Below are 24942 nucleotides of genomic sequence, written 5' to 3'. Positions count from 1 at the left end.
ACGCGAGGTGGAGGATTCGTGAAGCGGTTCGCAGTCCCGCCGAACTGGCCTGCGCCGCCCAGACGCCACTGGGTCCCGCCGAAGACCTGGCGCCCGGACCCGTCGTGGCCGCCGCCGCCCGAGGACTGGGCGTTCTGGGTCGACAGCAAAGGCAATCCGGTCAGAGGCCCGGTCGGCCGGTACGCCGGGACGTCGCGGCGAGTCGTGTTCGCCGGCGCCGGCGGCGTCGCCCTGGTCCTCGCACTGAGCCTCTGGGCGCTCTCCGGGATTGTCGACGGGGACCAGCCGGGGACTCAAGCCGCGAGCGTCATCGACGACAACACCTCGACGCCCACGCCGACTCCCACCCCGGCGACCCCGACCACGGAGCCCTCCACCACTCCGCCGATGGTCGAGAAGAGCACCCTCACACCGCTGCCCAAGCCGACGAAGACCCGCACCAAGAAGACCGAAACCACCGAGAGCACCAAGCCCCGGCCCACCAGAACCAGCACGTCGACGAAGCCCACCACCACCCCGCACCGCCCCACCGCCGAAGAAGCTCTCGCCGAATACTGCCGCCAGCACGGCTGGCCGGTAGAAATGTGCAACCCCGACAACTGGAACCGGGACCCCCAAACCCCACCCGCCCGCTAGTCCCCGTGGGCGCTCTGTCGAATGTTTCTTGGTCGAGGAGCTCCTCACCTCGTGCCAAGGAGCGCGTCAGGGAGGTTGTTGGCGCGCGCATGGCTGTAGCGGTGGACGATGGCAAGTGCTTTGCCGAGGGCGGGCGTCTTCCATTGCGGATTGTTGCGGGCGACATGGCCGAGCAGGGTGTTGGCCGAGGCGTCGTAGATCAGCGGGAGGAAAGTCGCCAGCAAGCCGTCGGCGGTGGACGTGATCAGGTTGGCTGCGCCGTGATTCGTCAGCAGGTCCTGCACCACTGCGTCGTCAGCCGCGAAATGCTTGGGAACATACATACGGCCAGTATCTAGCGAGGCGCGGCGCTGGTGTCCCGCACGTGGAGCTGCATCGGGAGGTAGACGGGGTCGGCGTCGTAGCCGTGGACGAGGAGTTGCTCCAGGATCTCTCCCGCCCGTCGCCCGAGCTCGTCCCGCGGCACGGACACTGTCGTGAGATTCGTGTGCGCCACCCGTTCCAGCGACAAGTCGTCGAAGCCGGTGACCGAAAGATCTCCAGGTACGGCGACGCCCAGTTCGCGCAGTCGCGACAAGGCTCCCAGCGCGACCAGGTCGTTGTAGCCCAGGATCGCTGTCGCCGAGGTGTCCAGTACCGCGGCGGCAGCGTCGTACCCAGCCTGACTGGTCGCACCGCACTCGAGCACCGTCACCTCCAACCCAAAAGCTCGCGCGGCCTCGAAAGCACGGACTCGCTCCGCGTTCGCCCACGAAGCGGCCGGTCCGCTCAGGTACGCCGCCTGTCGGTGCCCGAGTTGTGCGAGATGCCCGCAGACCTGCGTCATCCCGCCGTAGAAGTCCACCGAGATCGACGGCGTCGAAAGCCCCGGAACCACCCGGTTGAAGAGCACCAACGGATGCCCCCGCGAAGCCAATTCAGCCAGCTCGGCCCGTGGCATCCGCGGCGAGCACAGCAACACTCCGTCGCAGCACCGCATCAGATCCTCGACCAGGTCGTGCTCGAGCGCCGGATTCTCGTCCGACTCCATCACCATCATCCGCCGGCCGTGCGCCCGGACCACCGAGGAGACAGCCTTCAGCACCTCGGGAAAGTAAGGGTTCGCCAGATCCGGCACCAGTACGCCGATCGTCCCCCACTCGCCGCGAGCCAGCCCCTGCGCCGCCGCGTTCGGCCGGTACCCGAGCTCCCGCACGGCATGGTGAACCTTCTCGACCAGCGACGACTCCACTCGCGCGGTCCCGTTCAGCACCCGCGACACCGTCGCCGCCGACACCCCAGCCGCCGTACTCACGTCACTGATCGTGACCCGCGGCGGCCGACCTGGCCGGTTCTGCACTGCCCCTCCCCTCCGAGCTCAGAAAACGCTTCCACAGCCTGACGCAAGACGGCAGGCTCAAGCAAGACTCAAGGCAGACAACTCCAGAAACCGCTTTCAGACCAACCCTTGCAGATCCCACAACCCCAGAGCTAGGCTCGCCTGGCAAGCGCTTACCACACTCGCCCGAGGTGATCATGTCTTTGCAGCTCGATCGGTTGTCCAGCTTCCCCGTCACCGCGTTCGACGCCGCCGGCGAGCTCGCCCTCGGCCCGTACCGCGAGCACCTGCGGCACCAGATCGACGCCGGCCCGGCCGCCATCTTCGCCTGCTGCGGGACCGGTGAGTTCTTCTCGCTCACCCTCGACGAGTACGCCGCCGCGGTCCGCGCCGCGGTGGCCGAGGCCGCCGGCGCGCTCCCCGTCTTCGCCGGCACCGGCTACGGCACCGCGATGGCGAGCCAGTTCGCCGCAGCGGCGAGGGAAGCCGGAGCCGACGGCCTGCTCGTCCTCCCGCCGTACCTGGTCAAGCCCTCCCAGCAAGGCCTGCTCGACCACTTCAAAGCCCTGGCCAAGAAGGCGGGCCTGCCACTGATCGCCTACCAGCGCGACACCACGATCTACACGCCGGAAACCGTCGCGCAGCTCGCCCAGATCCCCGAAGTGATCGGATTCAAGGACGGCCTGGGCGATCTCGACCTGCTCCAGCGGATGATGGCCGTCGCACCGGAGCTGACCTACTTCAACGGGCTCCCGACTGCCGAAGTCACCGCGCGCTCCTACGCGGCCATCGGCGTACGGGCGTATTCGTCGGCCGTGCACTGCTTCGCACCGGAGATCGCGCATGCGTACGAAGCCGGCCTGGACGCCTTGCTCCCCGAGTTCTACCTGCCCCTCGTCAAACTGCGGGACAGGGGCGCCGGGTACGCCGTATCGCTGGTCAAGGCTGCCGTCCGGCGCCGGTTGACCGATGTCGGATCGGTCCGGTCGCCGCTCACCGATCCGCTGCCGGAACACCTGGAGGAGCTGGACCAGATCCTCGAGCAAGGCCTCACCGTTGTCCGGAAGGCGGCCGCCGCATGAAGATCACCGAGGTCGTGATCACCCCGATCGCCATGAAGGACCCGCCGCTGCGCAACATCCAGGGCGTCCACCAGCCGTATGCCCTCCGTTCGATCCTCCAGGTACAGACCGACGAGGGCCTGACCGGTCTCGGCGAGACGTACGGCGACATCGCGATCCTCACCGCGTTGCGCAAGGTCGCGCCGCGCCTCACCGGACTCGACCCGTACGACGTGAACGGTCTCGAGCGGATCATCGCCGAGACGCTCGGCGGGGCCGCCGGACGCGCGACCCACGGTCTCGTCGGCGAAGCAAGTGACGAGAAGACGCTCGCCACCGTGTTGTCTGCTTTCGAGATCGCCTGCTGGGACCTGCAGGGCAAGGCACTCGGCCGACCCGTCGTCGAGCTGCTCGGCGGCAAGGTGCGCGACGCCGTTTCCTACAGCGGCTACCTGTTCTTCAAGCCCGCCGCGCATACCCCGCTCCCGGACTATCCGACCGACAGCTGGGGCGAGGCGATGGACGCCGCGGGCATCGTCGCGCAGGCCGAGCGGATGGTGTCGTCGTACGGCTTCAGGTCGCTGAAACTCAAGGGCGGCGTGCTGCCGCCCGACGACGAGGCCGATGTGATCCTCGCGCTCCGCGAGGCCTTCCCTGATCATCCGCTCCGGCTCGACCCCAATGCGGGCTGGACGATCGAAACCAGCATCGCGGTCGGCAAGAAGCTCGACGGCGTCCTGGAGTACCTCGAAGACCCGACCGCCGGGATCGACGGTATGGCTGCGGTCGCGCGTGAGGTATCGATGCCCTTGGCAACCAACATGTGCGTGACCGCGTTCAGTCACCTCAAGCCGGCGGTGCTGGCCGACGCGGTCCAGGTCGTGCTGTCGGATCACCACTTCTGGGGAGGACTCCGTCGGTCGCGCGAACTGGCTGCGATCTGCCGAACCTTCGGGATCGGTCTCTCGATGCACTCAAACTCGCATCTCGGGATCAGCCTCGCCGCGATGACGCATCTGGCCGGCGCGACGCCGGAACTCACCTACGACTGCGACACGCACTACCCGTACCTGGTCGAGGACGTCGTACAGCCCGGTGTCCTCACCTTCGAGGACGGTGCCGTCACCGTTCCGTCGGGACCTGGGCTTGGGGTTGAGCTGGATCTCGATTCGCTGGCCAGACTCGCCGAGCAGTACGAGAAATGCGGATTCGACACTCGCGACGACGTCACCCCGATGCGAGCAGTGCAGCCGTCCTGGGACCCGGCGACTCCCCGATGGTGAGGCACGGGGCTTTCGCCTACACCTGGGATCTCGTCGGCGATCCTGCGGCCGCTGAGCGCATGGCCGACCTCGGCGTCGACACGGTGACGCTACAAGCGGCGTACCACTCCGTTCGCGCCACGACGGCCTGGCATCCGGAGCACCGCCTCGTGCACGCCACCTATGCCGCGGCGTACTTCCGCATCCGCCCGGATCGCTGGCACGGACTCCGGCTCCGACCGGTCGCACCGACCTGGGCAGTCGACGACCAAGACCGCTTCGGTACTGCGGCAGCCGCGCTGGCCGCCGTCGGATTGCGTACCGAGGCGTGGCTGGTGCTCACGCATTCCTCGCTCCTCGGTGGTGCCTCGCCGGACCTCGTCGTACGGAATGCCTTCGGTGAGAACTACCGGTATGCGTTGTGCCCTGCGCAGCCGGAGGTTCGCGAGTACGCGTTGATGCTGGTGCGTGAGGTGAGCGAGCAGTACGCCGTCTCCGCGCTGATGCTCGAGGCGTGCGGCTGGCTCGGCTTCGAGCACGCCAGTCAGCATGAGAAGACCTCGGGTGCGGATCTGTCGGTGTGCGCTCGGGACCTGTTGTCGATCTGCCTCTGCTCGGCCTGCGGTCAATCGCTCGCCGATCGAGATGTTGATGTCGTCGAACTCTCGCATGACATCCGTACGACGGTCGACCGGGAACTGCAAGGAGGTGTCCCGGCCGGCTCCAGCGTCGCGGAGGCGCTCGGACTTCGGCGGGCGCGGGCGATCTTCGATCATCGCAGGGACGTGATCACCCGCTTGGTCGAAGATGCGAAGGCGGTGGCTCGCGGCAACGAGGTGTTGCTGATGGCAACCGATGATCCGCAGGTGACCGGGCCGGACGTCGGTGTCGATCTGACTGCCTTTGCGCAACCTCCGTCGGCGTATGTCCTGAAGTGCTGGGATGACGAGGAGGCGGCCATCGCGCGGATCAAGGCAGCTGCCGCGCGGACCGCGGTTCCGTTGGTGGCCAATGTGAATGCTGTCGGTGAACGGACTGAGGATCTGCCGGGCTTGGCGGCGAGGCTGGTTGCCGTCGGCGCCTCGGAGTTGCGCTACTACCACGCGGGACTCGCCTCACCGGCCCGCCAGCAGGCGATTTGCGCGGCGGTGACACAGCGATGAAGCTGGTGCTGATTCCTCCGCAGCGAGACAGTACTGCGGATTGGCCGGAACGCCTGATGGCCGAGGTCCCGGGGTTGACTGTCGTCAGACCGCCGGCTGAGGGCGCGGCAGCGGAGCTCGCCACCGCCGACGCGGCGTACGGCGTACTGCCTAAGGAATTGCTGGAAGCGGCCGGGCGGTTGAAGTGGCTGCAGGCTCAGCAGGCTGGGCCGCCGCCTGGGTTCTACTATCCGGAGTTGGTCGCGCATCCTTTGCAGGTAACGAATATGCGGGATACCTACACGGATCATGTGGCGACTCACACGCTGGCATTGGTGCTCGCGATGTGTCGTGGATTGCCGCGCTACTTGCGGGATCAGCAGGCCGCCGAGTGGCATCCGGATTGGTCTCCGGACGCAGTAGTTTCGTTGCCTGATTCAACGGCATTGGTGATCGGCGCGGGTGCGTTGGGTAGCGAGATCGGGCGGCTGCTGGATGCTTTCGGTTGCACGGTGACGGGGATCGATGTGCGGCCTTCGGCGAAGCCTGGGTTCGAGCAGGTGTTGCCGGTGGAGGCGCTCGACGAGCAGCTGCCCGCGGCGGATCTGGTGATTCTGACGGTGCCGCATACCCCTGACACCGAGGGGATGATCGATGCGCGACGGCTCAAACTCTTCAAGTCCTCGGCATACTTCATCAATGTGGGTCGCGGCCCGACCGTCCGCCTTGATGCGCTCGATGCGGCATTGGAGAACGGTCAACTCGGTGGTGCCGCCCTGGACGTCTTCGAGACCGAGCCGCTGCCGCCCGACCACCCGCTCTGGCGACGCCCGAACGTCCTGATCACCCCACACGTCGCCGGCGTCGGCCCGCACGAGGCAAGCCGCCGGTACGCCGTACTGCTGGAGAACTGCCGCCGTTTCATCGCCGGCACCGAACTGATGAACCTGGTCGACAAGACCAAATGGTTCTGACCGTTGGAGGTCATGTAACGCCTCATATGTCCGACTAGAAGGAGTCTGACCATGCGTGGTATCCGCCCCCTTGCCCTTCTGTCCACACTTGTCGCCAGTACTGCGGGTTTGACCGCTGCTGTCGATCCGGCCAGCGCCAGTACTACGGCCTGTACCTATCCCGCTCAAGTTCTCAACCTGAGCCGGTGGAAGGTGCAACTGCCGGTCGACGACCCGAACCAGTCCGGTACGCAGGTGCTGCAGATCGTGCAGCCGCGTCTGAACACCTACGTGCTGTCGCCTTGGTTCAAGCCGAACTCGTCGTGTGACGGCGTGCAGTTTCGCAATGCCGTCGACGGAGTGAAGACGCCGAACACCACCTACGCCCGCTCAGAGCTGAGGGAGATGAAGGCGGACGGCACGACCGAGGCGATCTGGTCCTCGAACGTCGGCACCCACACGATGGTGATCGAGCAGGCGATCAACCACCTGCCGAACACCAAGCAGCAGGTCGTCGTCGGCCAGATCCACGACGGCAACGACCGCTCCACCTTCCGGCTGGACGGTTCAAGCCTCTACATCACTCGCGACAACGACACCCACTACAAACTGGTCACCAGCAACTACGTCCTCGGCACCCGGTTCCAGGCGAAGTTCGTAGTCAGCAACGGCTCCATCAAGGCGTACTACAACGGCACCCTGATGACCACCATCCCAGTCATCTTCACCACCGGCTACTTCAAAGCAGGCGTCTACACCCAAGCCAACTGCACCAACTCTTCCCCCTGCAACACCACGAACTACGGCCAAAACACCATCTACAACTTGTCCGTCAGTCACACCTAGAAAGCAGGGAAGGAAAGCGCTAGAGGAAAGCCGCACAGCTAAGCGAGCGAAGCAAAGCGCCCGGCCCAGCGCGACCACAACCAACCGAGCGAAGCAAAGCGCGGGGACGGAGAGAGGGGCCGCCGCTGTCCGTTGGGGACGGCGGCGGCCTGTGGGGGTTACTTCTTGTGTTTGGGGCTGGTGTTGTCTTCGATGTCGATCTGTTCCTTGCGGACCTTGTCGGTGAGGTGTTGTTCCTCGTGGACGGTCTCGGTTTCGAGGCCGACGCGCTCTACGGCGACGGTTTCCTTGGCGACTACTGGGCGTTCCTCGTGGAGGACTACCTCGCGGTCTTCCTCGCCGATCTTGCCGGCGCGGTCGGAGCCGGGGGTGATCGGTTCGCGGGTGACGTGGACCTCTTCGTGGCTGACTGGGACGGTGATTTGCTGCTCCTCTGTCACCACGTGCTTGTGGAGGGCGACGCGGCCGGTCTCCACCGTCTCGGTTCCGGCACGCAAGCGCTCCTCGGAGCGGATCATCGACTCCTGTCCAGCCGCATCCGCCCGGCCGGGCATTCCAGCGCCGCTGCGCCCCGGCGCCGCCTGCATTCCTGCGGCCTTGTCCCCGGTCCGGCCCTTCCGGCCAGCTTGCTCGCGGCCCGGCATCGCGCTCTGCATGTTGTAGTGCCGGTAGAGCTCGGCCGCTTCCTCCTGGGAGAGGTGACCCTGGTCATCGATGCGGGGTGCGTCCTTGATCAGGTCTTTGCGGGTGTCGACATGTAGCCCGTCGGCCTCGGCGTGTGCTCCGGTCAACGGGACAAAGGATTCCTTGGTCCCGAACAACCCGGTCCGCACTGTCGCCCACTCGGGCATCCCCGACAGATCCGAGGCATAGAGGTTCGCGACCGTGCCGACCTTGTTGCCCTCGACATCGTAAAGATCCTTGCCGATGGCCTGTTCCAGTTCCTGCGCGGTGCTCATCAGTACTCATCCCCGTTCTTGATTGTCGTCGGCAACTGCCTACGTACGGCGAGTACCCGGAGCGGCGATCGACAAACAACGAGTGACCAGAGTTTCGAGGTCGGCCCCGAACGGCCGGTCCCCCTCGATCGGCGGTACGACGGCCGCAACAGACCCGAGAAACTCTTGTAACAAAGGCGGAACGGCCCGCTTCGACAATGCGAACGCCTGAAAGACAGCCAGTACTTCGCACGCCAGCACCTCGCGCGCCAGCCGAATCGCCTCACCCAGCCCGCTCGCAGCCTCCCAGCTGAAGGACTGGACATCTTCCTGACCATTGGACGTCTCGACGGAACCGATTGCCGCCGGCAACGAGAGTCGTCGCAAAGAATGCACCAGCGCAACAGCCTTCTTGTGTACTGCGACCAGCCCCGCCTGTGGACCCGGCTCGCGCGCCAGCTGAGCCGGCAACCCGGTCACCGCTGGATCGAGCAGCCGATGAACCCGTGCCGCCGACACTTCGGACGCATGGGTGAGCGCTGCCACCAGTTGATCACAATGAGCCGCAAGATCGATCCCGTGAAAGCCGGCCGTTCCGACGAACTCACCATCCAGGAACGCGGGAGAATCGGTGACACCGGCGAGTGCACGTGAGACAGCCTCATCGAGCCGCTCCACAGCCCGCGAGAGGTTGGCGAACACGTGTCCTGCCACACGGAACGACACCGGCGCCTGGAGTGAGCGCGGTTCGTCTTCCGGGCCGGCGAGCTCCAGGAGTCTGGTCAGCTCGGCAGTCAGGACTTCGTCTCCCCTTCCACACAAGGGGTTGTAAGGATCGCGATTGGCCCCGATCACGGCAATGCCGCCCGCAGCCGCCAGGCGCTGCAGCTCCAACAACCGCCGAGCCCGCGAAACCAGCAACCAGGCCCGGCCGGTAGCACCGGGAATCCCAGCCAGTAGCGCAATTCCCTCCTTGGGCCCAAGCTCGAAGGAGGAGGAGGAGGCCGCCACGACGGTTCCGTTCGGTGTCAGCACAGAACCGATTCCGACGAGCGGGCCGAAGGAGTGTGCTAGCGGAATGATTTCTCCGGCAGAGCCGGCGCCCTCCAGAGGGATGGCGGGGACAACATCACTGTTCAGAAGGTCCACAAGGCGCAGGCACAACTCCGAAGAGACCCCAGCATCACCAGTGAGAAACGTCCACAGCCGGGCGACGACAACAGCTCGCGCCTCATCAGGGGGCAACCAGGGCGGACCGCCAACAGCCCTTCCCAGCAGGAGATTCCTCTGATGCACACCTTGTTCGGCCTCACTGAGCCGAACCTTGCTCATGGCCCCCATCCCCGTGTTGACCCCGTAAACAGGAGCACCAGAGCGCAGCGCCGACAATACGGCGTACCGGGTGGTTCTGAGGCGCTCGAGCAAAGCGGGTGACAGCTCGAGCGGCACGCGTTCAAGCCTCAGGTCTTCGGGTCGGGAGATCAGCATGTCAGTGGAATCTGAGCATCGTGCCGACCTCGGCCGCCTCGGCCCGGCGCAGGATCAGGTGCGCGATCGCCACGTCCAGCAGGGAGAGCCCGCGATGCCAGAAGAGGTTGCGCTCGGCATCGTTCTCCCGGCCCGGTTTCTGGCCCGCCACGATCTGGCCGAGTTCGGCGTACAGGGTTTCGGGTAACAGCCGACCCGTGTCGACATGTCGCCGGAGCGCGCCGAAGCGACCGGACTGGGCCTCGCGCCAGTCGTCGACGACCACCTTGTCCATCACGTCGAGCAGGTCGAGTTCGACCGCGCTGATGGTGCCGTACGGGACTACGAAGGCGCCGGGCTTGACCGCAGCCGTGCGCAGCAAGGATTCCGGCTCGTTCAGCCGGGTCGCCTCGACGATCACGTCGGCGCCGTCGAACGCCTCCTCGGCCGTCGCGACCACCCGGACCGGAGTGGACAGTTCGGCGGAGAGCTCGGCCGCGAACTTCTCGCGCGACTCCGGCCGGCGCGACGTCACCCGGATCTCGTCGAGGTCGAACAGGTCGTCGAGCATGGTGACGTTCCGCCACGCCGTACCGCGGGATCCCGCGTGGCCGAGGATCTTGCTGTCGCGGCGGGCCAGGTGCCGCGCGCCGACCGTGGTCATCGCACCGGTCCGGGCCGCGGTGATCATGGTCGCGTCGAGGACCGCGAGTGGGATGCCGGTGGTCGGGTCGAAGAGGGTCGCCATCGCCAGCTCGCTCGGCAGGCCGACCTGGTAGTTCGGGACGAAGTCGCCGACCACCTTCACACCGCTGACGCCGTGCTCGCCGAGCCGGTTCAGGTGCCCGCGCAGGATGTTGAAATGCCCGATCCCGCCGTTGTCGGGCTGCAGATGCACCCGCGGCTCGAAACTCGTCTCCCCCTCGCCGTGATCGCGGACCGCCTGCTCGACCGCGTCGACGATCTCCGTCCGGGTCAACCCGAGCGAGTCGATCTCCGGCCCGGACAAGAACCGCAACCAGATGCCCTCAGCCATCGAACCTCCACGTTGATCTCTTCCGCATCGTGCCAGCCGGCGGCAACTTTGGTCTCTTTCGGGGTCTTACGGTTCGACTTCGGTATCGCACCTTCTCGCAGCACCTGATCGGCCGCTCGCGCGCTGTTACGTTCGGTGAACAGGAGAGGAGAAGCCGGCATGAGCACGGAAATCGCGACGACGATCGGGCATTCGACGTCCGACAAAGTCGTGCTGTACGGCGGGTTGCCGCTGGCCGGCGCGACGCTCGGGTTCTTCCTGCCCCGGATCGCCTCCTGGGCAGAGGGCCGGAAGTGGATCCCGTTCCAGGGCGCGCTCGAGCTGATCGCGAAGGGGGACAGCTGGTGGGTGGTGGCGATCTGTGTCGCGGTCGGCCTGCTCGCCGGCATCGTGCTCGCCGCGATGGCCCTGGAGGACACGCTCAAGGTGACGATCACGAACAGCGGTATCGAGTTCCTGAAGAACCAGAAGACCGTGCGGGTTCCGCGCGACCAGGTGGCCGTGGTGTTCCTGGACGGCCGGGAGATCGTCGTCCAGGATCCCTCGTCGCGCGAGTTGGCACGCGAACGGCACGACCAGCTGAAGAGCGACGCGCAGCAGATTCCGGCCGCGTTCCAGGCTCACGGCTACCGGTGGTCGGCGGGCGGTGATCCGTACGGCGACCGGTTTCGTCGCTGGGTCGAGGACGAACCGGATCTCCCGCCCGCGGTGAACGCCGTACTGCGCGCCCGGGCGAAGGCGTTCGGTCAAGGAGACAAGGGGAAGGCGGATCTGCGAGAGCTCCGCGCCGAGGTCGGCAAGCTCGGTTACGTCGTACGGGACGAGAACAAGAACCAGTACTGGCGTCCCGTCGCGGGCTGAAGCAGGGAAGGAAAGCGATGGATGGGGGCGCAGTACTGGCGTTCGGTCGCGGGCTGATCAGCCGGCCGGGATTGGTTCGCGGATCAGTGACGGCAGTTTGGCGGCGGTGGCTTCGTCGGCGGGTGCGTAGACGACTAGGTGCGCACTGTCCGCATTCGGTTGCTGCCACAGGTTGGTGGCGAGCAGGCGGAGTTCACCGATCTCCGGATGGTCGTAGTGCTTGGTCGCGGTGGTCGGAGTCATCACCTCGTGGCGTTCCCACAACTCACGGAACTCCGCGGACTCGGTCTGCAGCCGGTTCAGGAGCGCCTTCCAGGCCGGGTCGCCCAACCCGGCCGTCATCGAGGCGCGGAACTTCGCCGCCATCACCCGCAACGTCGCCTCGAGGTCGACCATCGTCGCCCGGGTCTGCTCGTTGGTGAAGGCCAGCAAGATCATGTTGCGGTCCTCGGCCGGAATCCGGTCCAGGTCGCAGAACAGCCGGCCGAACGCGCGGTTGTAGGCCAGTACGTCGAGTCGCCCGTTCTGCAGGCTGGCCGGGAACGGCTCGAGCTGGGTGAGCATCAGCCGGATCGCCGCGGTGACCGGGCTGTAGCTGTTCGCCGGGGTCGGATCGATGGACCCGGCCAGCCGGAAGAGATGGGTCCGCTCGGAGCGGTCCAGCCGTAGCGTCCGGGCGATCGCGTCGAGCACCTCGGCGGAGACCTGGATGTCGCGGGCCTGCTCGAGCCAGGTGTACCAGGTGACCCCGATCGCGGCCAGCTGCGCGACCTCCTCGCGCCGCAATCCCGGCGTACGGCGTCGGCGGCCGGCCGGCAGACCGACGTCCTCCGGGGTGAGGCGCTCCCGGCGGCTGCGCAGGAAGGTGGCCAACTCGTCCCGGCGCGGATGGTCGCTAGCGTTCATGCCACCAGGATCGCACCGGCTTCAAACCGGTACCAGGTGGAATTTCTACCAGGATAAGGAGACACTGGTACCAGGCTGAGCACCGCCTGATCGTGGTACTCATGACCTCACAGCTCGAAGCCACCGCCCGGCCCGCCACCGCGGTCCCCACCGGGCCGCTGAGCGCGATCGGACTGCTCGCACTCCTGCTGTCCGGATCGCTGCCGATCCTCGACTTCTTCATCGTCAACGTCGCACTGCCCGCGATCGACACCGATCTCGCGGCCGGTCCGGCACTGCTCGAACTCATCATCGCCGGCTACGGCGTCGCGTACGCCGTACTGCTCGTCGTCGGCGGGCGACTCGGTGACGCCCTCGGCCGGCGCCGGATGCTGCTGATCGGGATGGCCGCCTTCATCCTGACCTCGCTGGCCTGCGGTCTCGCGCCGACGGCCCTCGTGCTGGTGATCGGCCGGATCGCGCAAGGCGCCTCGGCCGCACTGCTGAATCCCCAGGTCCTGGCCACCATCCAGACCGCAACGACCGCGGAGCGCCGGAACCGGGCCGTCGGCCTGTACGGCGCGGTGGCGGGCCTGGCGATGGTGATCGGCCAGGTGCTCGGCGGTTTGCTGGTCGGTGCAGACTTCGCCGGCTTCGGCTGGCGAACCGTGTTCCTGGTGAACGTGCCGCTCGGTCTCGTGACGTTGTGGCTGACCGCGCGCACCGTGCCGAACACGCGGGCCGCCAAGCCTGCGCCGGTCGATCGGGCGGGAACGCTGTTGTTCAGCTTGATGCTGGTGCTGTTGCTGATCCCGTTGAGCGAAGGGCGTGCCGCGGGCTGGCCCGTCTGGTCCTGGATCAGCCTCGCCGCCGTGCCGGTTGCCGCCTACCTGCTCATCAGGGTGGAGCGGTCGAAGGAGTCGCGCGGAGTGCTTCCGCTCTTGCCCACAAGGCTTCTCGCCGTCCGCGCAGTACGGACCGGGCTGGTGCTGATCGTGCCGTTCTCGATCGGGTTCGGCGGGTTCATGTTCGTCTTCGCGATCGCTCTGCAGCAAGGACTCCACCTCGGGCCTGTCGAGGCAGGGCTCACCCTGACGCCGTTGGCGGTCGGCCATCTGACGGCATCACTGCTCGGTCCACGACTGGTCAACCGGTTCGGGACGCGAGTGCTGATCGGCGGCGGTCTCATTCAGATCGCCGGACTCGCAGTACTGGCTTTCGTCGTACTGCGTGGGTGGGAGCACCTCACCCCGCTCATGCTGCTGCCGGGAATGGTGCTGACCGGAATCGGTACCGGCAGCCAGCTCCCGGTGATGTTCCGGGTCGTGCTGTCCGGCGTACCGGGTGAGTTCGCGGGCGTCGGCAGCGGGTTGATGGTGACCATCCAGCAGTCCTCGCTCGCGGTCGGTGCCGCGCTGGTCGGGTCTATCTTCTTGTCGCTGTCCTCGGCGCTGCCCGGTTCGGGCGATGCACTGGCCTGGACCATCGCGGTGATCGCTGCCCTGATCGCCACGGCCGGGGTGCTGGCGACCCGCGCGAAGCTCGCTGCGTGAGACGGAGCGTGCGGGAGTTGGTGTGGGTGGGGAGTATGGAAGCGTGATCACGGTTGAGCAGGCGAGGCGGTTGCGTAAGGCCGGGGCGCTCTGGGTGCCGGGCGCCGGAGACCGGTTCGTGGTGCCCGACCGGGAGATGGACGACGACGTGTTCGTGGTCAGCGACATGACCGTCGAGGTGCACGACTATCCCGGCGGCAAGGTGATCGGGTTCAACGGGACCACCGAATGGGCGCTCGACAGCATCGAGCAGCGTGAGGTGATCTGGCTACCGCGCGAGGAACAGCTCCGTGCGCTGCTCGGCTCCCGCTTCCGGAAGCTGGCGGCCGTGCCCGAAGGTTTCGCGGTGGAGACAACGGACGGAACCTACGTGTCCGAAGACGCCGAACAGGCTTACGCGGAAGCTCTATTGGACCTGCTGAACGGCTGAAATTCAGCGGATCAGGGCGTTGCGTAGCTCGGCAGCGCGGAGTGCAATGCGCTCACGGGAGCCGGCGACGAACCGCTGCAGCTGGGTGTCGAGAACAGCGGTCGCCTGCAGATGCGTGACGTCCAGGAGTTCGCGGACCCGGCGTACGGCGGCGTCCCGGTCGGGCGCTCCGGCGATCGCCTCGAGCACCTCGGACCGCCGGTCGAAGGCACGCAGCAGGCCTTCGTAGATCTCCAGCTGCGTGTACGCCGACCGGTCCGGCTCGATCGCTCCGGGGTGCACGCTTCGATCGTCTCCCTTCGCGGCCGCGTGGTCGAGGTCTGCACCGCGCACCACCTGCCGCCACAACGCCGGTACTACGGGCCGGCGGCTCCGGGTGGATCCACGGGTGATCATGGGGGCATATGTCGTCATCTGTCTGCGCTCCTGGTGGTGTGTCTGGCGGGTGCGATCTGGGTCGGGCTGCCGGGATCCGGGCGGTGGTGGGTCGTCACCGGGATCAGCCCGACTCGGCGGCGCTGGTGGTCATCGGGATCAGCCGGCCTCGGCGGCGCCGCTGACCTGCAGCGCCGGGCAGCGGTTGCCTGGGGTGGTGAGCGCCTCGAAATGCCAGGGCTCGTTGTCGTAGCGGCGGCAGAGTCCGTACCGCCAGCCGTTCTTCTCCAGCCAGGTCATCGCGGCCCGTGGGCCGATGTCGACGGCTCTGCCCTTGACGTGCGCGGACTTCTCCGGCGGCAGCACCCACTTGATCGCTTCGCGGTACGAGCCGTACTTCACGATCGCCTCCTTCAGCAGCTGGTTCTGCTTGGCGACACTGCGCCGGCCGGAGGTGATGCTGATCGTGATCCCGTCCTGCTTGGCTGCGGCCGTCGCCTTGCGCAGGCGGGACCGTAGCTTCGGGGTGAGGCCGAGGTCGCTCTCCTCGGAGTACTTCGTACCGGTGCTCTTCGGCGCGACCGGGGGCTTCGGCTTGGTCGGCTTATGGGACGGCTGGTGCGTCGGCTTCGGGCCGGGCGGCAGCGTGACGCTGGTCTCGACCGCGGGCGGTTTGTTGCCGATGGCACCGGATCCCGCGACGACCGGCTGCTTGTCCGCGGCCGAGTCGCCGTCGAACAGCTCACCGAGCTGGGAATGCCAGATCAGCAGCGACCCCACCGCGAGCACCGCGACGGCAGCTCCGATCACTGACAGCAACCGGGGTCGCTGCGTGGACGTGGAGCGCGGCGGCAGCTCGTTGGTCATGGGGTACAGCCTCTCGGTTCAGCACGGTCGCCACATCGGCCCCAGGGACCGTCCTCAGTGGCCAGAAGTCGGACCTTGGTAGGGGGTCGGACGCCAGATCTCCTCCGAAAGTTGGAGAAACTGCCGGTCCGGGCGCAGGAGTCGTCAATTGTTCACCACGACTACTCTGAGCAAAGAAGCACGTGTGCCGAGCGAGTCGTCGAAGGGTTAGTCGGGTGTTGAACTTCTGGCGACGGTTGTCGTCGGTGCAGCAGGACCTCCTGCTGGCCGTGGCGATCGCCATCGGCTGGTTCGGCGGGCTGGCGCTGATCAATCACAGCGACCTGCGGCCGAAGAACCCGAGTGTCTCCGTGGTCACCGGGATCTTCCTGGTACTGACCGTGGCGATGGTCCGGACGATCCCACGCATCACCCTCGTCTTCGTCTCCGTCTGCTACCCGCTGGTGTACGCATCGGCCGAGACCGGGCTCGCCGAGCAGATCGGACTGGACATCTTCCGGGCGCCCGCGATCAGCGATGCGGCGCTGCAGTCCGAGCTGCATCTCGTCCCACTGCTGGTGGTCGGCTATCTGGCGGCGTCGAGCGGCGTACGGCGGTCCACGACGCTCTTCTTCAGTATGGGCAGCCTGTTCGCCCTGATGATCTGCCTGCCGGCGCTGGTCGCCATCGTGCTGAACAAGAGACCTGACATCACCCACTACGGCCCCCGGTACAAGAACCTGCCGACCGACCTCTCCAGTCTGTACGGCTATATCGATGTCTCCCTCTTCGTCTTCGCCGAGGCGCTGATCTGCGGGATGGTGCTGCTCGGCACGAACGCGCTGCGCCGCCGGAAGACGCTGCTGGTGCTCGAGCAGCGCAACGCCGCCCTGATCAGACTCCGCACGGTCGAGGCCGAGCGGGCCGCGGCTGCGGAGCGGACCCGGATCGCGCGGGATCTGCACGACGTGGTCTCCCATCACATGAGCGCAGTGGTGATCCGTGCCCAGGCTGCGGACCGGGTGGCGGATCGCAACCCGGAGGCGCTCCGGGAGGCGGTTCGCTGGATCATCGGCAGCGGCAAGGAAGCGCTGACCGCGATGCGGGAGACGGTCCGGGTGCTGAACACCGCGTCCTCCAGCAGTGGCGCCGAGACCGCGCCGGTGCCCGACCTGTCGGACGTTGCCCGGATGGGTGACCGGCTGAAGGCGGTCGGCGTCGAGGTGACGATGGACCTGCCGACCAGGCGGCAACTGACCTCGGCGACCGATCTGACCGCCGTACGGATCATTCAGGAAGCGCTCACCAACGTGATGGTGCACGCCAAGGCGACCGCGGCCCAGGTCAGCTGGCAGAGCGGGGTACAGGGTGAATTGCTGACCATCGACGACAACGGCAGCGGCGGACCGCCGCCGGTGAACGCGCTGGAGACCGCCCGGCGGAACGAGAGCGGCCGGGGCAACGGCCTGATCGGGATGCGGGAACGAGCACAAGCGGTCGGCGGCACCCTCGCCGTGGCCGCCGGACCACTGGGTGGATGGAGAGTGCAGGCATGGTTGCCGCCACAGAGGTGACGGAACAGATCCGGGTCCTGGTCGCCGACGACCAGGGCGTGATCCGGATGGGGCTGGCGATGATCCTCGATCACGAGCCCGACCTGACCACGGTCGCGCAGGCCGGCGACGGCGAGGAGGCGCTCCGGCTGATCGAGCAGTACGACCCGGACGTGGTGCTGATGGACATCCGGATGCCGGTGATGGACGGGCTGGTCGCGACCGAGCGGATCACCCGGGCGGCGAAGGAGTCGGGTCGCCACCGGCCCGCCGTACTGGTGCTGACGACGTTTGACGACGAGGCGTACGTGCTCAGCGCCGTACGGGCCGGGGCTTCGGGGTTCTTGCTGAAGGACACCGATCCGGATCTGCTGGTGTCCGCAGTACGGGCTGTGCATCGCGGCGATTCGCTGGTGGATCCGGCGTCGACGCGGGTCTTGCTGGAGCGTTGCGTGGAGCTGGAGCGGCGGGTGGGTGGCGAGGAGCCTGCGCCGGCGGCTCTGCCGGACGCGCGGTGGGCGGGAGCGCTGGCGCAGTTGAGTGATCGCGAGCGGGAGATCCTGGTCTGGATGGCGCGCGGGCTGTCGAACCGCGATCTCGCTGCGAAGCTCTTCGTCAGCGAGACGACGGTGAAAACCCACGTCAGCAACGTGCTCTCGAAGCTCGGCTTGTCCAGCCGGGTCCAGGCTGTCGTGGTCGCCTACGAGGCGGGTGTGGTCCGCCCCGGCGAAGCCGACGTCAACTGGGACGCCTAGCTCAGGATGTAGATGGCGCCTACGGCGACGGCGATGAGCACGATCACGGTCAAGAGCTGAGTGAGAAGCGACGCCTGGCGGCGCTGTGGCAAGAAGTCCCCGGTCATACCTTCCAGCGTGCCTGCCCGGGGCCCGCCACCCATCCTCCCCAGGAACGGTTCCCCAGTGACACAAGTCGCCCCCGGACGCACCCCCTCTCATCCCCAGGGATGACAACCCGCCATTTAGTTGCCCTGCGCCCCTGCCTCTTCACTCTCAGCACTCGGTAGAAGCTTGATGAAGGCCTGCTCGACGGCTGTGAGGGTCTGGTCGACGGTTTGGCCGTCGACGGTGATGACGGTGGCGGCGGTTCCCTCTAGCTGGCCGCGGATCAGGTTCCAGCCCCAGGTGAGGCCGTGGTGGATGCCTTCGGGGTGCCTGCGCTCGAGTCTGGCGAGCTGTTCCCCGCTGGACGGCATCAACCAGACAGCGTTCTCGCCGACGCCGGCCATCTCGGGGGTGACTGCGGCACCTTCGACCACCGCCGCTGTCTTCGGGTTCAGTGCGTTGAGGTCTTCCAGGATCATCGGGCGGCGGTCGAAGTCGCCCGGACCGTTGCCGAGGACATGGAGACCGGCTGCAGCCGCGCGCCGCTCGTGGTCGCGCGCGTGAGCGTCAACGCTGTAGTAGAGAAGCCCGTGCTTCTGGGCGAGTAGCCGGCTTATCGTCGTCTTGCCTGCCGCAGCGGGGCCGCCCACCCAGAGAATGTCCATGGAGTTCAATTATTCACGAGGTATTCGGCGGCGACTTTTTTGGGGACGCACATGCGCCAGGCGTCGAGGATCAGTTCGCGGAGTTCGGTTTTGTCGAGGGCGGCGAGGTTGACCTCGATCCAGCGGAAGCGCTCGTCGGACTTGCTGGGCGGCAGGAACTTATAGATACACGATCTGGCCGACCCGGAATTTGATCCGGTCGCGCACGACGACCTCATAGCTGCGAGGCAATCCTTCCGTCACCGCCCGGATATCCGCCAGGTCCACCACAGCCGTTCCCCTCACCTGCAGACAGTTTCATCCAAGCTAGTACGACGTACGCGAGCGCCGCCAGGTCTCCTGGCGGCGCTTCGTCGTACTAGGCGGTCTTCAGAGGGCCGGCGGGCTTGTAGCTGGTGAGGGTGAGGCCGGACGGGAGGGCTGTGGTGGCGACCAGGTCGTAGGTCTGGGCTGGGGTGCCTTCTGCGAAGAGGCGTTTGCCTGTGCCCAGGAGGACTGGGTAGGTGATCAGGAGGATCTCGTCTGCGAGGCCGTGGTCGAGCAGCGTGGAGGTCAGGGTGGAGCTGCCGGAGAGGACGAGGTTGGGGCCGTCCTGGGCCTTGATCCGCCGAACGCCTTCGGCGATGTCGGTGCCGACGCTCTCCACCGGACCCCACGCGAGGCTGTCCGGGCGGTTGGTCACGACGAACTTGGTGGCCGCGTTGATCCGATCCGCGACCGGATTGCTCGGCATCTCCGGGAAGATCTCCGACCAGAGGTCGTAGGTGAGCCGGCCGAGCAACAGATCGAAGCGGTCGCCGTGTGCCTCGAACACCGCGGCGCCTGCCTCGGCGGACCGGTAGGGCGCGGTCCAGTCGTGGAAGGGGAAGTCGTCGTTGTCGGTGGAGTTCTGGATCACGCCGTCGAGCGACATGTGTTCGACGATCTTGAGGTTTCGCATGACTTCTCCTTGGTGATCAGGCGGGTACGTAGCGCAGGGTGAGGATGCCGGAGTCGTAGGCCTTCGAGTCGGTGAGCTCGAGGCCGGTCCGCTGCAGCAGATCGGTGAACAACGGCTGACCGTTGCCTAGGGCAACCGGGTAGACCTTCAGCCAGTACTCGTCGACGACACCGTGCCGGACGAACTGCTGGACGGTCTCGACCCCACCGAAGAGCACGAGCCCCTTCCCCTCGGTCTCCTTGACCGCCTTCATCTCGGCCGGGATGTCCGCGGTCGCCAGCCGGTCCTTCGGCGACAGCAGCCCGGTCAGGGTCCGGGAGAAGACGATCTTCGGCGTCTCCACCATCCAGGTCGCGAAGTCGACCAGCTCCGGCGGACTGTCCGGATGGTTCCTTTGCGTCGAGAATGCCTCGTTCAGCTGGTGGTACGCCTTCCGGCCGGCGACCATCGTGTCGACCTCGGCCCGGAGTTGTTCGGTGAACTCGATGTTCAGCTGGTGGTCCGTCGTCATCCAGTCCAGCTCGCCGGCCGGCCCGGCGATCGCGCCGTCCAGCGTCATGTTGCTGACCAGAATCAGTTTGCGCATCCTCCGCCTCCTCGGATCGTCGGCCCTGTCGGCCGGTAGCCTGCGACGAGCGTCGCCGATCCGCCCCTCGGCCGTCGTCGTCAGATCTGGTGATATCGCGGTCCGGTGATCAGGGAGGGGGACTCCAGTGCCGTCGTCGGTGAGTCCGGTCCTGGTCGGTCGCGCTACCGAGCAGGAGACGCTGCTTGCGGCGTACGAGCGCTGCCGGCGGGGCGAGGCAGTCACGGTTCTGGTCTCCGGCGAGGCCGGCATCGGCAAGTCCCGGCTGATTGCAGCTGTCACTGCCGAGCTGAAGCACGCAATGGTGCTGACGGGTGGCTGTCTGGAACTGGGTGCCGACAGTGCGCCGTACGTGCCATTCGTGGCGGTACTGCGGGACCTTGTCCGCCAGGTCGGGCGGGAGCGAGTGGACGAGTTGCTGCCGCTGGCTACGTCGAGTCTGGCGAGCTGGTTGCCTGGCTACGCGCCCGCTGGCGTACCGCACAGTCGGGTCCAGTTGCTGGAAGAGTTTCTGACCCTGGTCACCCGCGTCTCCGAGGAGCGCCCGGTGGTGATCGTGGTGGAGGACCTGCACTGGGCCGACACGTCCAGCCGGGAGCTACTCGCCTACCTGGCCAGAAACCTCGGCAGCCACCCAGTGCTCCTGATCGGCACGGTGCGCACCGATGAACCCGTTCCCGGCCGCAGGTTGCTGGCGGAACTGGGTCGGCGGGCGGACGTCGTACAGATTCCCCTGCCCCCGCTGAACAAGAAGGACGTCAGAGAACTGCTGACTGCCCTCGACGGCCAGCTAGCCGATCCCGCCAGGAGCAATCGCGTTCACCAGCGCACCGGCGGCAACCCGCTGTTCGTCGAGGCCTTGCGGAGCGTTGGCGGCTTCTCCACTGCCGGCCTGACCGACCTCTTGCTCGACCGTATCTCCGAGCTGCCTGCCCCAGCCATCGACCTGCTCGCAGTGATCGCCGTAGCCGGCACCCCTGTTCCGGACGACCTCCTCGAATCCGTCGCGCATCAGGACGATCTACAACCCGCACTGAAGACGCTGGTCGACCTGCAGCAGGTCGTGATCCGCGACGACGGCTACTGGATCCGCCACGACCTCATCCGCGAAGCCGTCTACCAAGCACTGCTCCCTGCCCAACGCCGCCGCCTGCACACCCGGTACGCCGAGGCTCTCACCGGCCAGCCCGAGGCAACAGCAGCATTGGCCGAGCACTGGATCGCAGCAGAGCGCCCGGAGCTTGCCCTGCCCGCTGCCTGGGGTGCTGCCGAACACGCAGGTCAGCAGTACGCGTACGACGTACAGCTGCACCTGCTGGAACAGATCCTCGCCTTGTGGGATCAGGTGCCAGAGAACGAGCTCGACCACATCACAGTGCTCGAACGAGCCGCAGCCGCTGCCCACGCAGCCGGCAAAGCCGCCGAGGGCATCGCACATTGCACGGCTGCGCTGGCAGTCCTGGACGCTGCCAAAGAGCCCGAGCGAGTCGCCAAGCTTCTCGGTCTGCGCGGAACCCTGCAGCTACAGGCGAGTGGTGGCGGACACGCAGACCTGAGCGAGGCTGTCGCTCTGGTCCCGCCCGGTATAGCCGACCGCACCCGGGCCCGGCTGCTTTCCTGGTGGGCAGTGATCGCGTTGAGCGGCGGAGGGGGGAAGGCAGCCGTCGAACTGGCCGAGGCGGCACTCGAGTTCGCCGGCAACGACGACGAGAGCCGGGCCCGCGCGCTGATGACCGTGTCAGCCGCTCGTGGACTGGCCGGTGACGTCGAAGGTGCGTCCAGCGTGTTCGAAGCAGCCCGCGAGGCCGCGCTGGCCGCAGATAACCACCACACCTATCTCACCGCCATGCAGTGGCACGCCGCCAGCCTGACTTTCGCCGGCTACTACGCAGCCGCGGCAGAGCTGGCGCAGAACGGTCAGCGCGAGGCCGAGCGGTTAGGACTCGCGCGCTCGCGCGGCAGCATGCTGGCGGCGAACAGGGCGCGCGCACTGATCGGTCTCGGCCGCTGGGACGAGGCACTGGAAGTGATCGAGGACGCGATCGCCGACGAGCCACCGCCGCTGTACTCGCTGCTCCTCAAGATCGGCTCCGCCGACGCGCTGCTGCAGCGTGGCGAGTTCGCCCGGTACGACGAGATCGCCGCTGAGGCGAGCACCTTCCTGCAGCGCTACCCGGATGCACAGATGATCCGCGGCAACTTCCTGCCGCTGTCACCGCTACGAGCGCTGCTGAGCGGTGACCTCCAGCACACCAATGAGCTGGTGGACGCGATCCTGGCCTCCCGGCCCGAGCCGGTTGCCGGAGCGGAGCCCCTGGTAGCGGCCCGGGCCGGAATCCGGCTCCTGCTGGCCGGCCCGAAGAGAGCAGGCCACGAGGAACGCATTGCGCAACTGTGTGAGCTGACCGACAAGCAACCGGTACGGACACGGCTCACCGATGCTCTGCGGCTGGCTATCAAGGCGATGAGCCAGGGCGCGCCGCTGCAGGAGTGGGACCGGATCGCAGAGCTCTGGCGAGAGCTGGAAGACCCGTACGAGCTGGCCGAGGCGCTGACGACGGCAGCGCAGGTAGCGCTCTCCACCAGTAACAAGTCGGGCGCCCGGTTACGGCTACGGGAGGCACGCTCGCTGGCGACGAGCCTGCGGGCAAAGCCGCTGCTCCGACGGATCGAGCAGCTCGCAGTACGAGCTCAGCTGACCGGTGAGCAACCAGAGGTCGGACCCGGCGCCCAGCTCGGCCTCACGCCCCGGGAGGTACAGGTGCTTCGGGTGCTTGCGCTCGGGCGTTCCAATGCGGAGATTGCGAACGAGCTGTTCATCTCGGTGAACACGGTCGCTACGCACGTCGCACGGATCCTCACCAAACTCTCCGTGACCACCCGGACCGAGGCTGCAGCGGTCGCCCACCAGCACGGGCTGAAATAGCGGGGTTCTGTACCGTGGTCTGATGCCCGAAGCAATCGTGAGCGCGGTCGAAGGCGCTGAGGTGGTGTTCCGCCTCAGCGATCCCGAGCATGCCTTGACCGGCGTCCGGCTGTGGGAGGAGCTCGGTCTGGCGGCCGAGCAACGGGAGTTCAAGCCGGTCGACTACGGCTGGGAGCTGCGGTTGCCACGGCCCTCGGCGCACCGGATGGAGTACCTGTTCGACATCGCTTACCAGGGCATGCGGACCGACCCGACCAACCCGCGGGTCGTCGGTGGCGCATTCGGCGAGCACTCCTGGCTGCCGCTGCCCGGGTACGTCGAACCGCGCTGGATCGCGATCGAGCCGATCGAGGCCGAGCTGACCGCGCTGCCGGTCGACCCGACGCCGGTCGGACCGATCGACGTCGAGGTCTGGGCACCGGCCGGGATCGCACCGAGCTTCGAGTTGCCGCTGCTGCTCTCGCACGACGGACCCGAGTTCGCGGCGTACGCCGGCCTGACCCACTACGCCGGCGCGATGGTTGCCGACGGCACCCTGCCGCCGTTCCGGCTGGCGCTGATCCGGCCGACCGCGCGGAACCTCTGGTACGCCGCCAACCCGCAGTACGCCGAAGCTCTCACCCAGCACGTGCTGCCCGCGGTCACCTCGCAGTACCGGAGCAAGCGGCCGGTGCTGATGGGTGCCAGCCTCGGCGGACTGGCCGCCCTGTACGCCGAATGGCACCACCCAGGCACCTTCGACGGACTCTTCCTGCAGTCCGGCTCCTTCTTCACCACGGCGACCGACCCGCAGGAGTCGAAGTTCGAGTACTACGCCGAGGTCACCGGTTTCGTGAACCAGGTGCTCGCGGCAACCGCGCCCCCGAGCCGGCCGGCGATCGCGATGACCGCGGGGACGCCGGAGGAGAACGTGCACAACAACCGGGTGATGGCCGCGCACTTGACTGCGCTCGGTCTCCGCGTAGCCTTCGACGAAACGCCGGACATGCACAATTTCACCGCCTGGCGTGATGTGCTTGATCCCTGTCTGACGGGTCTACTGCGGCGCACCTGGAGTGAGGCTGATGGAACGTGAACAGGTCGAGCTGGAGGCCCCAGGGCTGGACCGGCCGGGCACACTGATCCGGTACGGCCACTACGGGCGACCCGTGCTGGTCTTCCCGAGTGAGCAGGGCCGTGCCTGGGACTACGAGAACAACGGCATGGTCGGTGCGGTCGCGGACCTGATCGAGGCGGGCCGGGTCAAGCTGTACTGCGTCGACTCCTACGATCACGTCAGTTGGTCCGACCGCAGCATCCCGCTGGAGGAGCGAGCCCGGCGGCATGGGCTGTTCGAGTCGTGGATCCTCGAGCAGGTGGTGCCGGCGATCGGCAGCGATACGCCCGGTGCGTCGGACATCATCACCACCGGCTGCAGTCTGGGTGCGTTCCATGCGTTGAACTTCGCGCTGAAGCGGGCCGACCTGTTCCCGATCGCGATCTGCCAGTCCGGCAACTACGACGCGGCCAGCTGGCACGCCTGGGGCGAGCGCGGCTACGCGACGTACTTCAACAACCCGGCCGACTACCTGCCCAACCTGGACGGCGATCACCTCGAGTGGTTGCGCAACCGGGTGTTCCTGCTGCTCACGGTCGGCCAGGGTGACTGGGAGACGAACCCGACAGGTTCCTTGCCGTCCGCGCGCGCCACGTCCGCAGTACTGGCTTCCAAAGGCATTCCCCACGAGCTGGACCTGTGGGGTCACGACGTAGCTCATGACTGGCCTTGGTGGCGCAAGCAACTCGCCCACCACCTGCCCCGATTCTGTTAAGGAGCCTCTA

26 protein-coding genes are annotated in these 24942 nt (G+C 67.0%); 14 read left to right on the top strand and 12 right to left on the bottom strand.

Annotated elements, in window-relative coordinates:
* Positions 1-18: 18 nt before the first annotated feature.
* On the top strand, positions 19-636 hold the full coding sequence (locus ABZ004_RS13605) for a hypothetical protein (RefSeq protein WP_355680134.1): 618 nt from the start codon (positions 19-21) through the stop codon (positions 634-636).
* Between the two features lie 44 nt (positions 637-680).
* Here ABZ004_RS13605 and ABZ004_RS13600 read toward each other — a convergent pair whose 3' ends face one another.
* Both ABZ004_RS13600 and ABZ004_RS13595 read right to left on the bottom strand, forming a co-directional pair.
* The gene (locus tag ABZ004_RS13600; protein ID WP_355680133.1) at positions 681-959 is read right to left on the bottom strand and encodes an FMN-binding negative transcriptional regulator; all 279 of its coding nucleotides are present in this window, start codon (positions 957-959) and stop codon (positions 681-683) included.
* A gap of 11 nt (positions 960-970) precedes the next feature.
* Positions 971-1930, bottom strand: a complete 960-nt coding sequence (locus tag ABZ004_RS13595) for a LacI family DNA-binding transcriptional regulator (protein ID WP_355680132.1) — start codon at positions 1928-1930, stop codon at positions 971-973.
* A 221-nt stretch (positions 1931-2151) separates the two neighbouring features.
* Here ABZ004_RS13595 and ABZ004_RS13590 point away from each other — a divergent pair, with 221 nt between their 5' ends.
* The 5 genes from ABZ004_RS13590 to ABZ004_RS13570 are packed head-to-tail and all read left to right on the top strand — an operon-like array spanning position 2152 to position 7218.
* Entirely contained in the window at positions 2152-3036 is an 885-nt protein-coding gene (locus tag ABZ004_RS13590; RefSeq protein ID WP_355680131.1) for a 5-dehydro-4-deoxyglucarate dehydratase, read from the top strand.
* Positions 3033-4298: a glucarate dehydratase family protein gene (locus tag ABZ004_RS13585; protein WP_355680130.1), complete on the top strand. Its 1266-nt coding sequence runs from the start codon at positions 3033-3035 to the stop codon at positions 4296-4298. The genes ABZ004_RS13590 and ABZ004_RS13585 overlap by 4 nt, the downstream gene beginning before the upstream one ends.
* The gene (locus tag ABZ004_RS13580; protein WP_355680129.1) at positions 4292-5440 is read left to right on the top strand and encodes a hypothetical protein; all 1149 of its coding nucleotides are present in this window, start codon (positions 4292-4294) and stop codon (positions 5438-5440) included. The genes ABZ004_RS13585 and ABZ004_RS13580 overlap by 7 nt, the downstream gene beginning before the upstream one ends.
* On the top strand, positions 5437-6393 hold the full coding sequence (locus ABZ004_RS13575; RefSeq protein ID WP_355680128.1) for a D-2-hydroxyacid dehydrogenase: 957 nt from the start codon (positions 5437-5439) through the stop codon (positions 6391-6393). The genes ABZ004_RS13580 and ABZ004_RS13575 overlap by 4 nt, the downstream gene beginning before the upstream one ends.
* Before the next feature lie 51 nt (positions 6394-6444).
* The gene (locus ABZ004_RS13570) at positions 6445-7218 is read left to right on the top strand and encodes a polysaccharide lyase family 7 protein (RefSeq protein ID WP_355680127.1); all 774 of its coding nucleotides are present in this window, start codon (positions 6445-6447) and stop codon (positions 7216-7218) included.
* Between the two features lie 158 nt (positions 7219-7376).
* Here ABZ004_RS13570 and ABZ004_RS13565 read toward each other — a convergent pair whose 3' ends face one another.
* Genes ABZ004_RS13565 through ABZ004_RS13555 form a run of 3 tightly spaced genes read right to left on the bottom strand, consistent with a single transcriptional unit; the run spans position 7377 to position 10659 of the window.
* A complete protein-coding gene (locus ABZ004_RS13565; RefSeq protein WP_355680126.1) occupies positions 7377-8177 on the bottom strand; it encodes a PRC and DUF2382 domain-containing protein in 801 nt (266 codons plus the stop codon).
* Positions 8178-8216: 39 nt separating this feature from the next.
* Positions 8217-9644 carry an aromatic amino acid lyase gene (locus ABZ004_RS13560; protein ID WP_355680125.1) on the bottom strand — a complete coding sequence of 476 codons (1428 nt, stop codon included), beginning with the start codon at positions 9642-9644 and terminating at the stop codon, positions 8217-8219.
* A gap of 1 nt (position 9645) precedes the next feature.
* Positions 9646-10659: an ornithine cyclodeaminase family protein gene (locus tag ABZ004_RS13555; RefSeq protein ID WP_355680124.1), complete on the bottom strand. Its 1014-nt coding sequence runs from the start codon at positions 10657-10659 to the stop codon at positions 9646-9648.
* 159 nt (positions 10660-10818) lie between these two features.
* On the opposite strand from ABZ004_RS13555, the gene ABZ004_RS13550 reads away from it, so the two are divergent.
* Entirely contained in the window at positions 10819-11520 is a 702-nt protein-coding gene (locus ABZ004_RS13550; RefSeq protein ID WP_355680123.1) for a hypothetical protein, read from the top strand.
* A 57-nt stretch (positions 11521-11577) separates the two neighbouring features.
* On the opposite strand, the gene ABZ004_RS13545 is transcribed toward ABZ004_RS13550, so the two are convergent.
* On the bottom strand, positions 11578-12426 hold the full coding sequence (locus ABZ004_RS13545; protein WP_355680122.1) for a helix-turn-helix transcriptional regulator: 849 nt from the start codon (positions 12424-12426) through the stop codon (positions 11578-11580).
* 101 nt (positions 12427-12527) lie between these two features.
* Between ABZ004_RS13545 and ABZ004_RS13540 the strand changes: the two genes are divergently transcribed.
* Positions 12528-13958, top strand: coding sequence for an MFS transporter (locus tag ABZ004_RS13540; RefSeq protein WP_355680121.1), 1431 nt, complete (start codon positions 12528-12530; stop codon positions 13956-13958).
* 43 nt (positions 13959-14001) lie between these two features.
* Positions 14002-14388 carry a pilus assembly protein CpaE gene (locus ABZ004_RS13535; protein WP_355680120.1) on the top strand — a complete coding sequence of 129 codons (387 nt, stop codon included), beginning with the start codon at positions 14002-14004 and terminating at the stop codon, positions 14386-14388.
* A gap of 3 nt (positions 14389-14391) precedes the next feature.
* Here the strand turns inward: ABZ004_RS13535 and ABZ004_RS13530 are convergent, their stop codons facing one another.
* Together ABZ004_RS13530 and ABZ004_RS13525 are read right to left on the bottom strand one after the other, a co-directional pair.
* A complete protein-coding gene (locus tag ABZ004_RS13530; RefSeq protein ID WP_355680119.1) occupies positions 14392-14802 on the bottom strand; it encodes a hypothetical protein in 411 nt (136 codons plus the stop codon).
* A gap of 120 nt (positions 14803-14922) precedes the next feature.
* Positions 14923-15630, bottom strand: a complete 708-nt coding sequence (locus ABZ004_RS13525) for a M15 family metallopeptidase (RefSeq protein ID WP_355680118.1) — start codon at positions 15628-15630, stop codon at positions 14923-14925.
* Between the two features lie 215 nt (positions 15631-15845).
* On the opposite strand from ABZ004_RS13525, the gene ABZ004_RS13520 reads away from it, so the two are divergent.
* Both ABZ004_RS13520 and ABZ004_RS13515 read left to right on the top strand, forming a co-directional pair.
* A complete protein-coding gene (locus ABZ004_RS13520) occupies positions 15846-17183 on the top strand; it encodes a histidine kinase (protein ID WP_355680117.1) in 1338 nt (445 codons plus the stop codon).
* Positions 17180-17917 (top strand): response regulator transcription factor, encoded by a 738-nt coding sequence (locus ABZ004_RS13515; RefSeq protein WP_355680261.1) that lies wholly within the window; start codon positions 17180-17182, stop codon positions 17915-17917. Before ABZ004_RS13520 ends, ABZ004_RS13515 begins: the two co-directional genes overlap by 4 nt.
* A gap of 224 nt (positions 17918-18141) precedes the next feature.
* Here ABZ004_RS13515 and ABZ004_RS13510 read toward each other — a convergent pair whose 3' ends face one another.
* The 4 genes from ABZ004_RS13510 to ABZ004_RS13495 form a co-directional block, all read right to left on the bottom strand.
* Entirely contained in the window at positions 18142-18669 is a 528-nt protein-coding gene (locus tag ABZ004_RS13510; protein ID WP_355680116.1) for a hypothetical protein, read from the bottom strand.
* Between the two features lie 159 nt (positions 18670-18828).
* Positions 18829-18954: a hypothetical protein gene (locus tag ABZ004_RS13505; RefSeq protein ID WP_355680115.1), complete on the bottom strand. Its 126-nt coding sequence runs from the start codon at positions 18952-18954 to the stop codon at positions 18829-18831.
* 73 nt (positions 18955-19027) lie between these two features.
* Complete coding sequence (locus ABZ004_RS13500) at positions 19028-19609, bottom strand: dihydrofolate reductase family protein (protein ID WP_355680114.1); 582 nt, start codon at positions 19607-19609, stop codon at positions 19028-19030.
* A 16-nt stretch (positions 19610-19625) separates the two neighbouring features.
* Positions 19626-20195, bottom strand: a complete 570-nt coding sequence (locus ABZ004_RS13495; protein ID WP_355680113.1) for a dihydrofolate reductase family protein — start codon at positions 20193-20195, stop codon at positions 19626-19628.
* Between the two features lie 127 nt (positions 20196-20322).
* On the opposite strand from ABZ004_RS13495, the gene ABZ004_RS13490 reads away from it, so the two are divergent.
* The 3 genes from ABZ004_RS13490 to ABZ004_RS13480 are packed head-to-tail and all read left to right on the top strand — an operon-like array spanning position 20323 to position 24932.
* On the top strand, positions 20323-23121 hold the full coding sequence (locus ABZ004_RS13490) for an AAA family ATPase (protein ID WP_355680112.1): 2799 nt from the start codon (positions 20323-20325) through the stop codon (positions 23119-23121).
* Positions 23122-23143: 22 nt separating this feature from the next.
* The gene (locus ABZ004_RS13485) at positions 23144-24196 is read left to right on the top strand and encodes an alpha/beta hydrolase-fold protein (RefSeq protein WP_355680111.1); all 1053 of its coding nucleotides are present in this window, start codon (positions 23144-23146) and stop codon (positions 24194-24196) included.
* Entirely contained in the window at positions 24186-24932 is a 747-nt protein-coding gene (locus ABZ004_RS13480) for an alpha/beta hydrolase-fold protein (RefSeq protein ID WP_355680110.1), read from the top strand. The genes ABZ004_RS13485 and ABZ004_RS13480 overlap by 11 nt, the downstream gene beginning before the upstream one ends.
* Positions 24933-24942 lie beyond the last annotated feature (10 nt).

Source organism: Kribbella sp. NPDC006257, assembly GCF_040613535.1.
In the GTDB taxonomy this organism is placed as follows: Bacteria; Actinomycetota; Actinomycetes; order Propionibacteriales; family Kribbellaceae; genus Kribbella.
The sequence above is the reverse complement of the archived record's forward strand: the minus strand, read 5'-3'. Positions and strand labels throughout refer to the sequence as shown.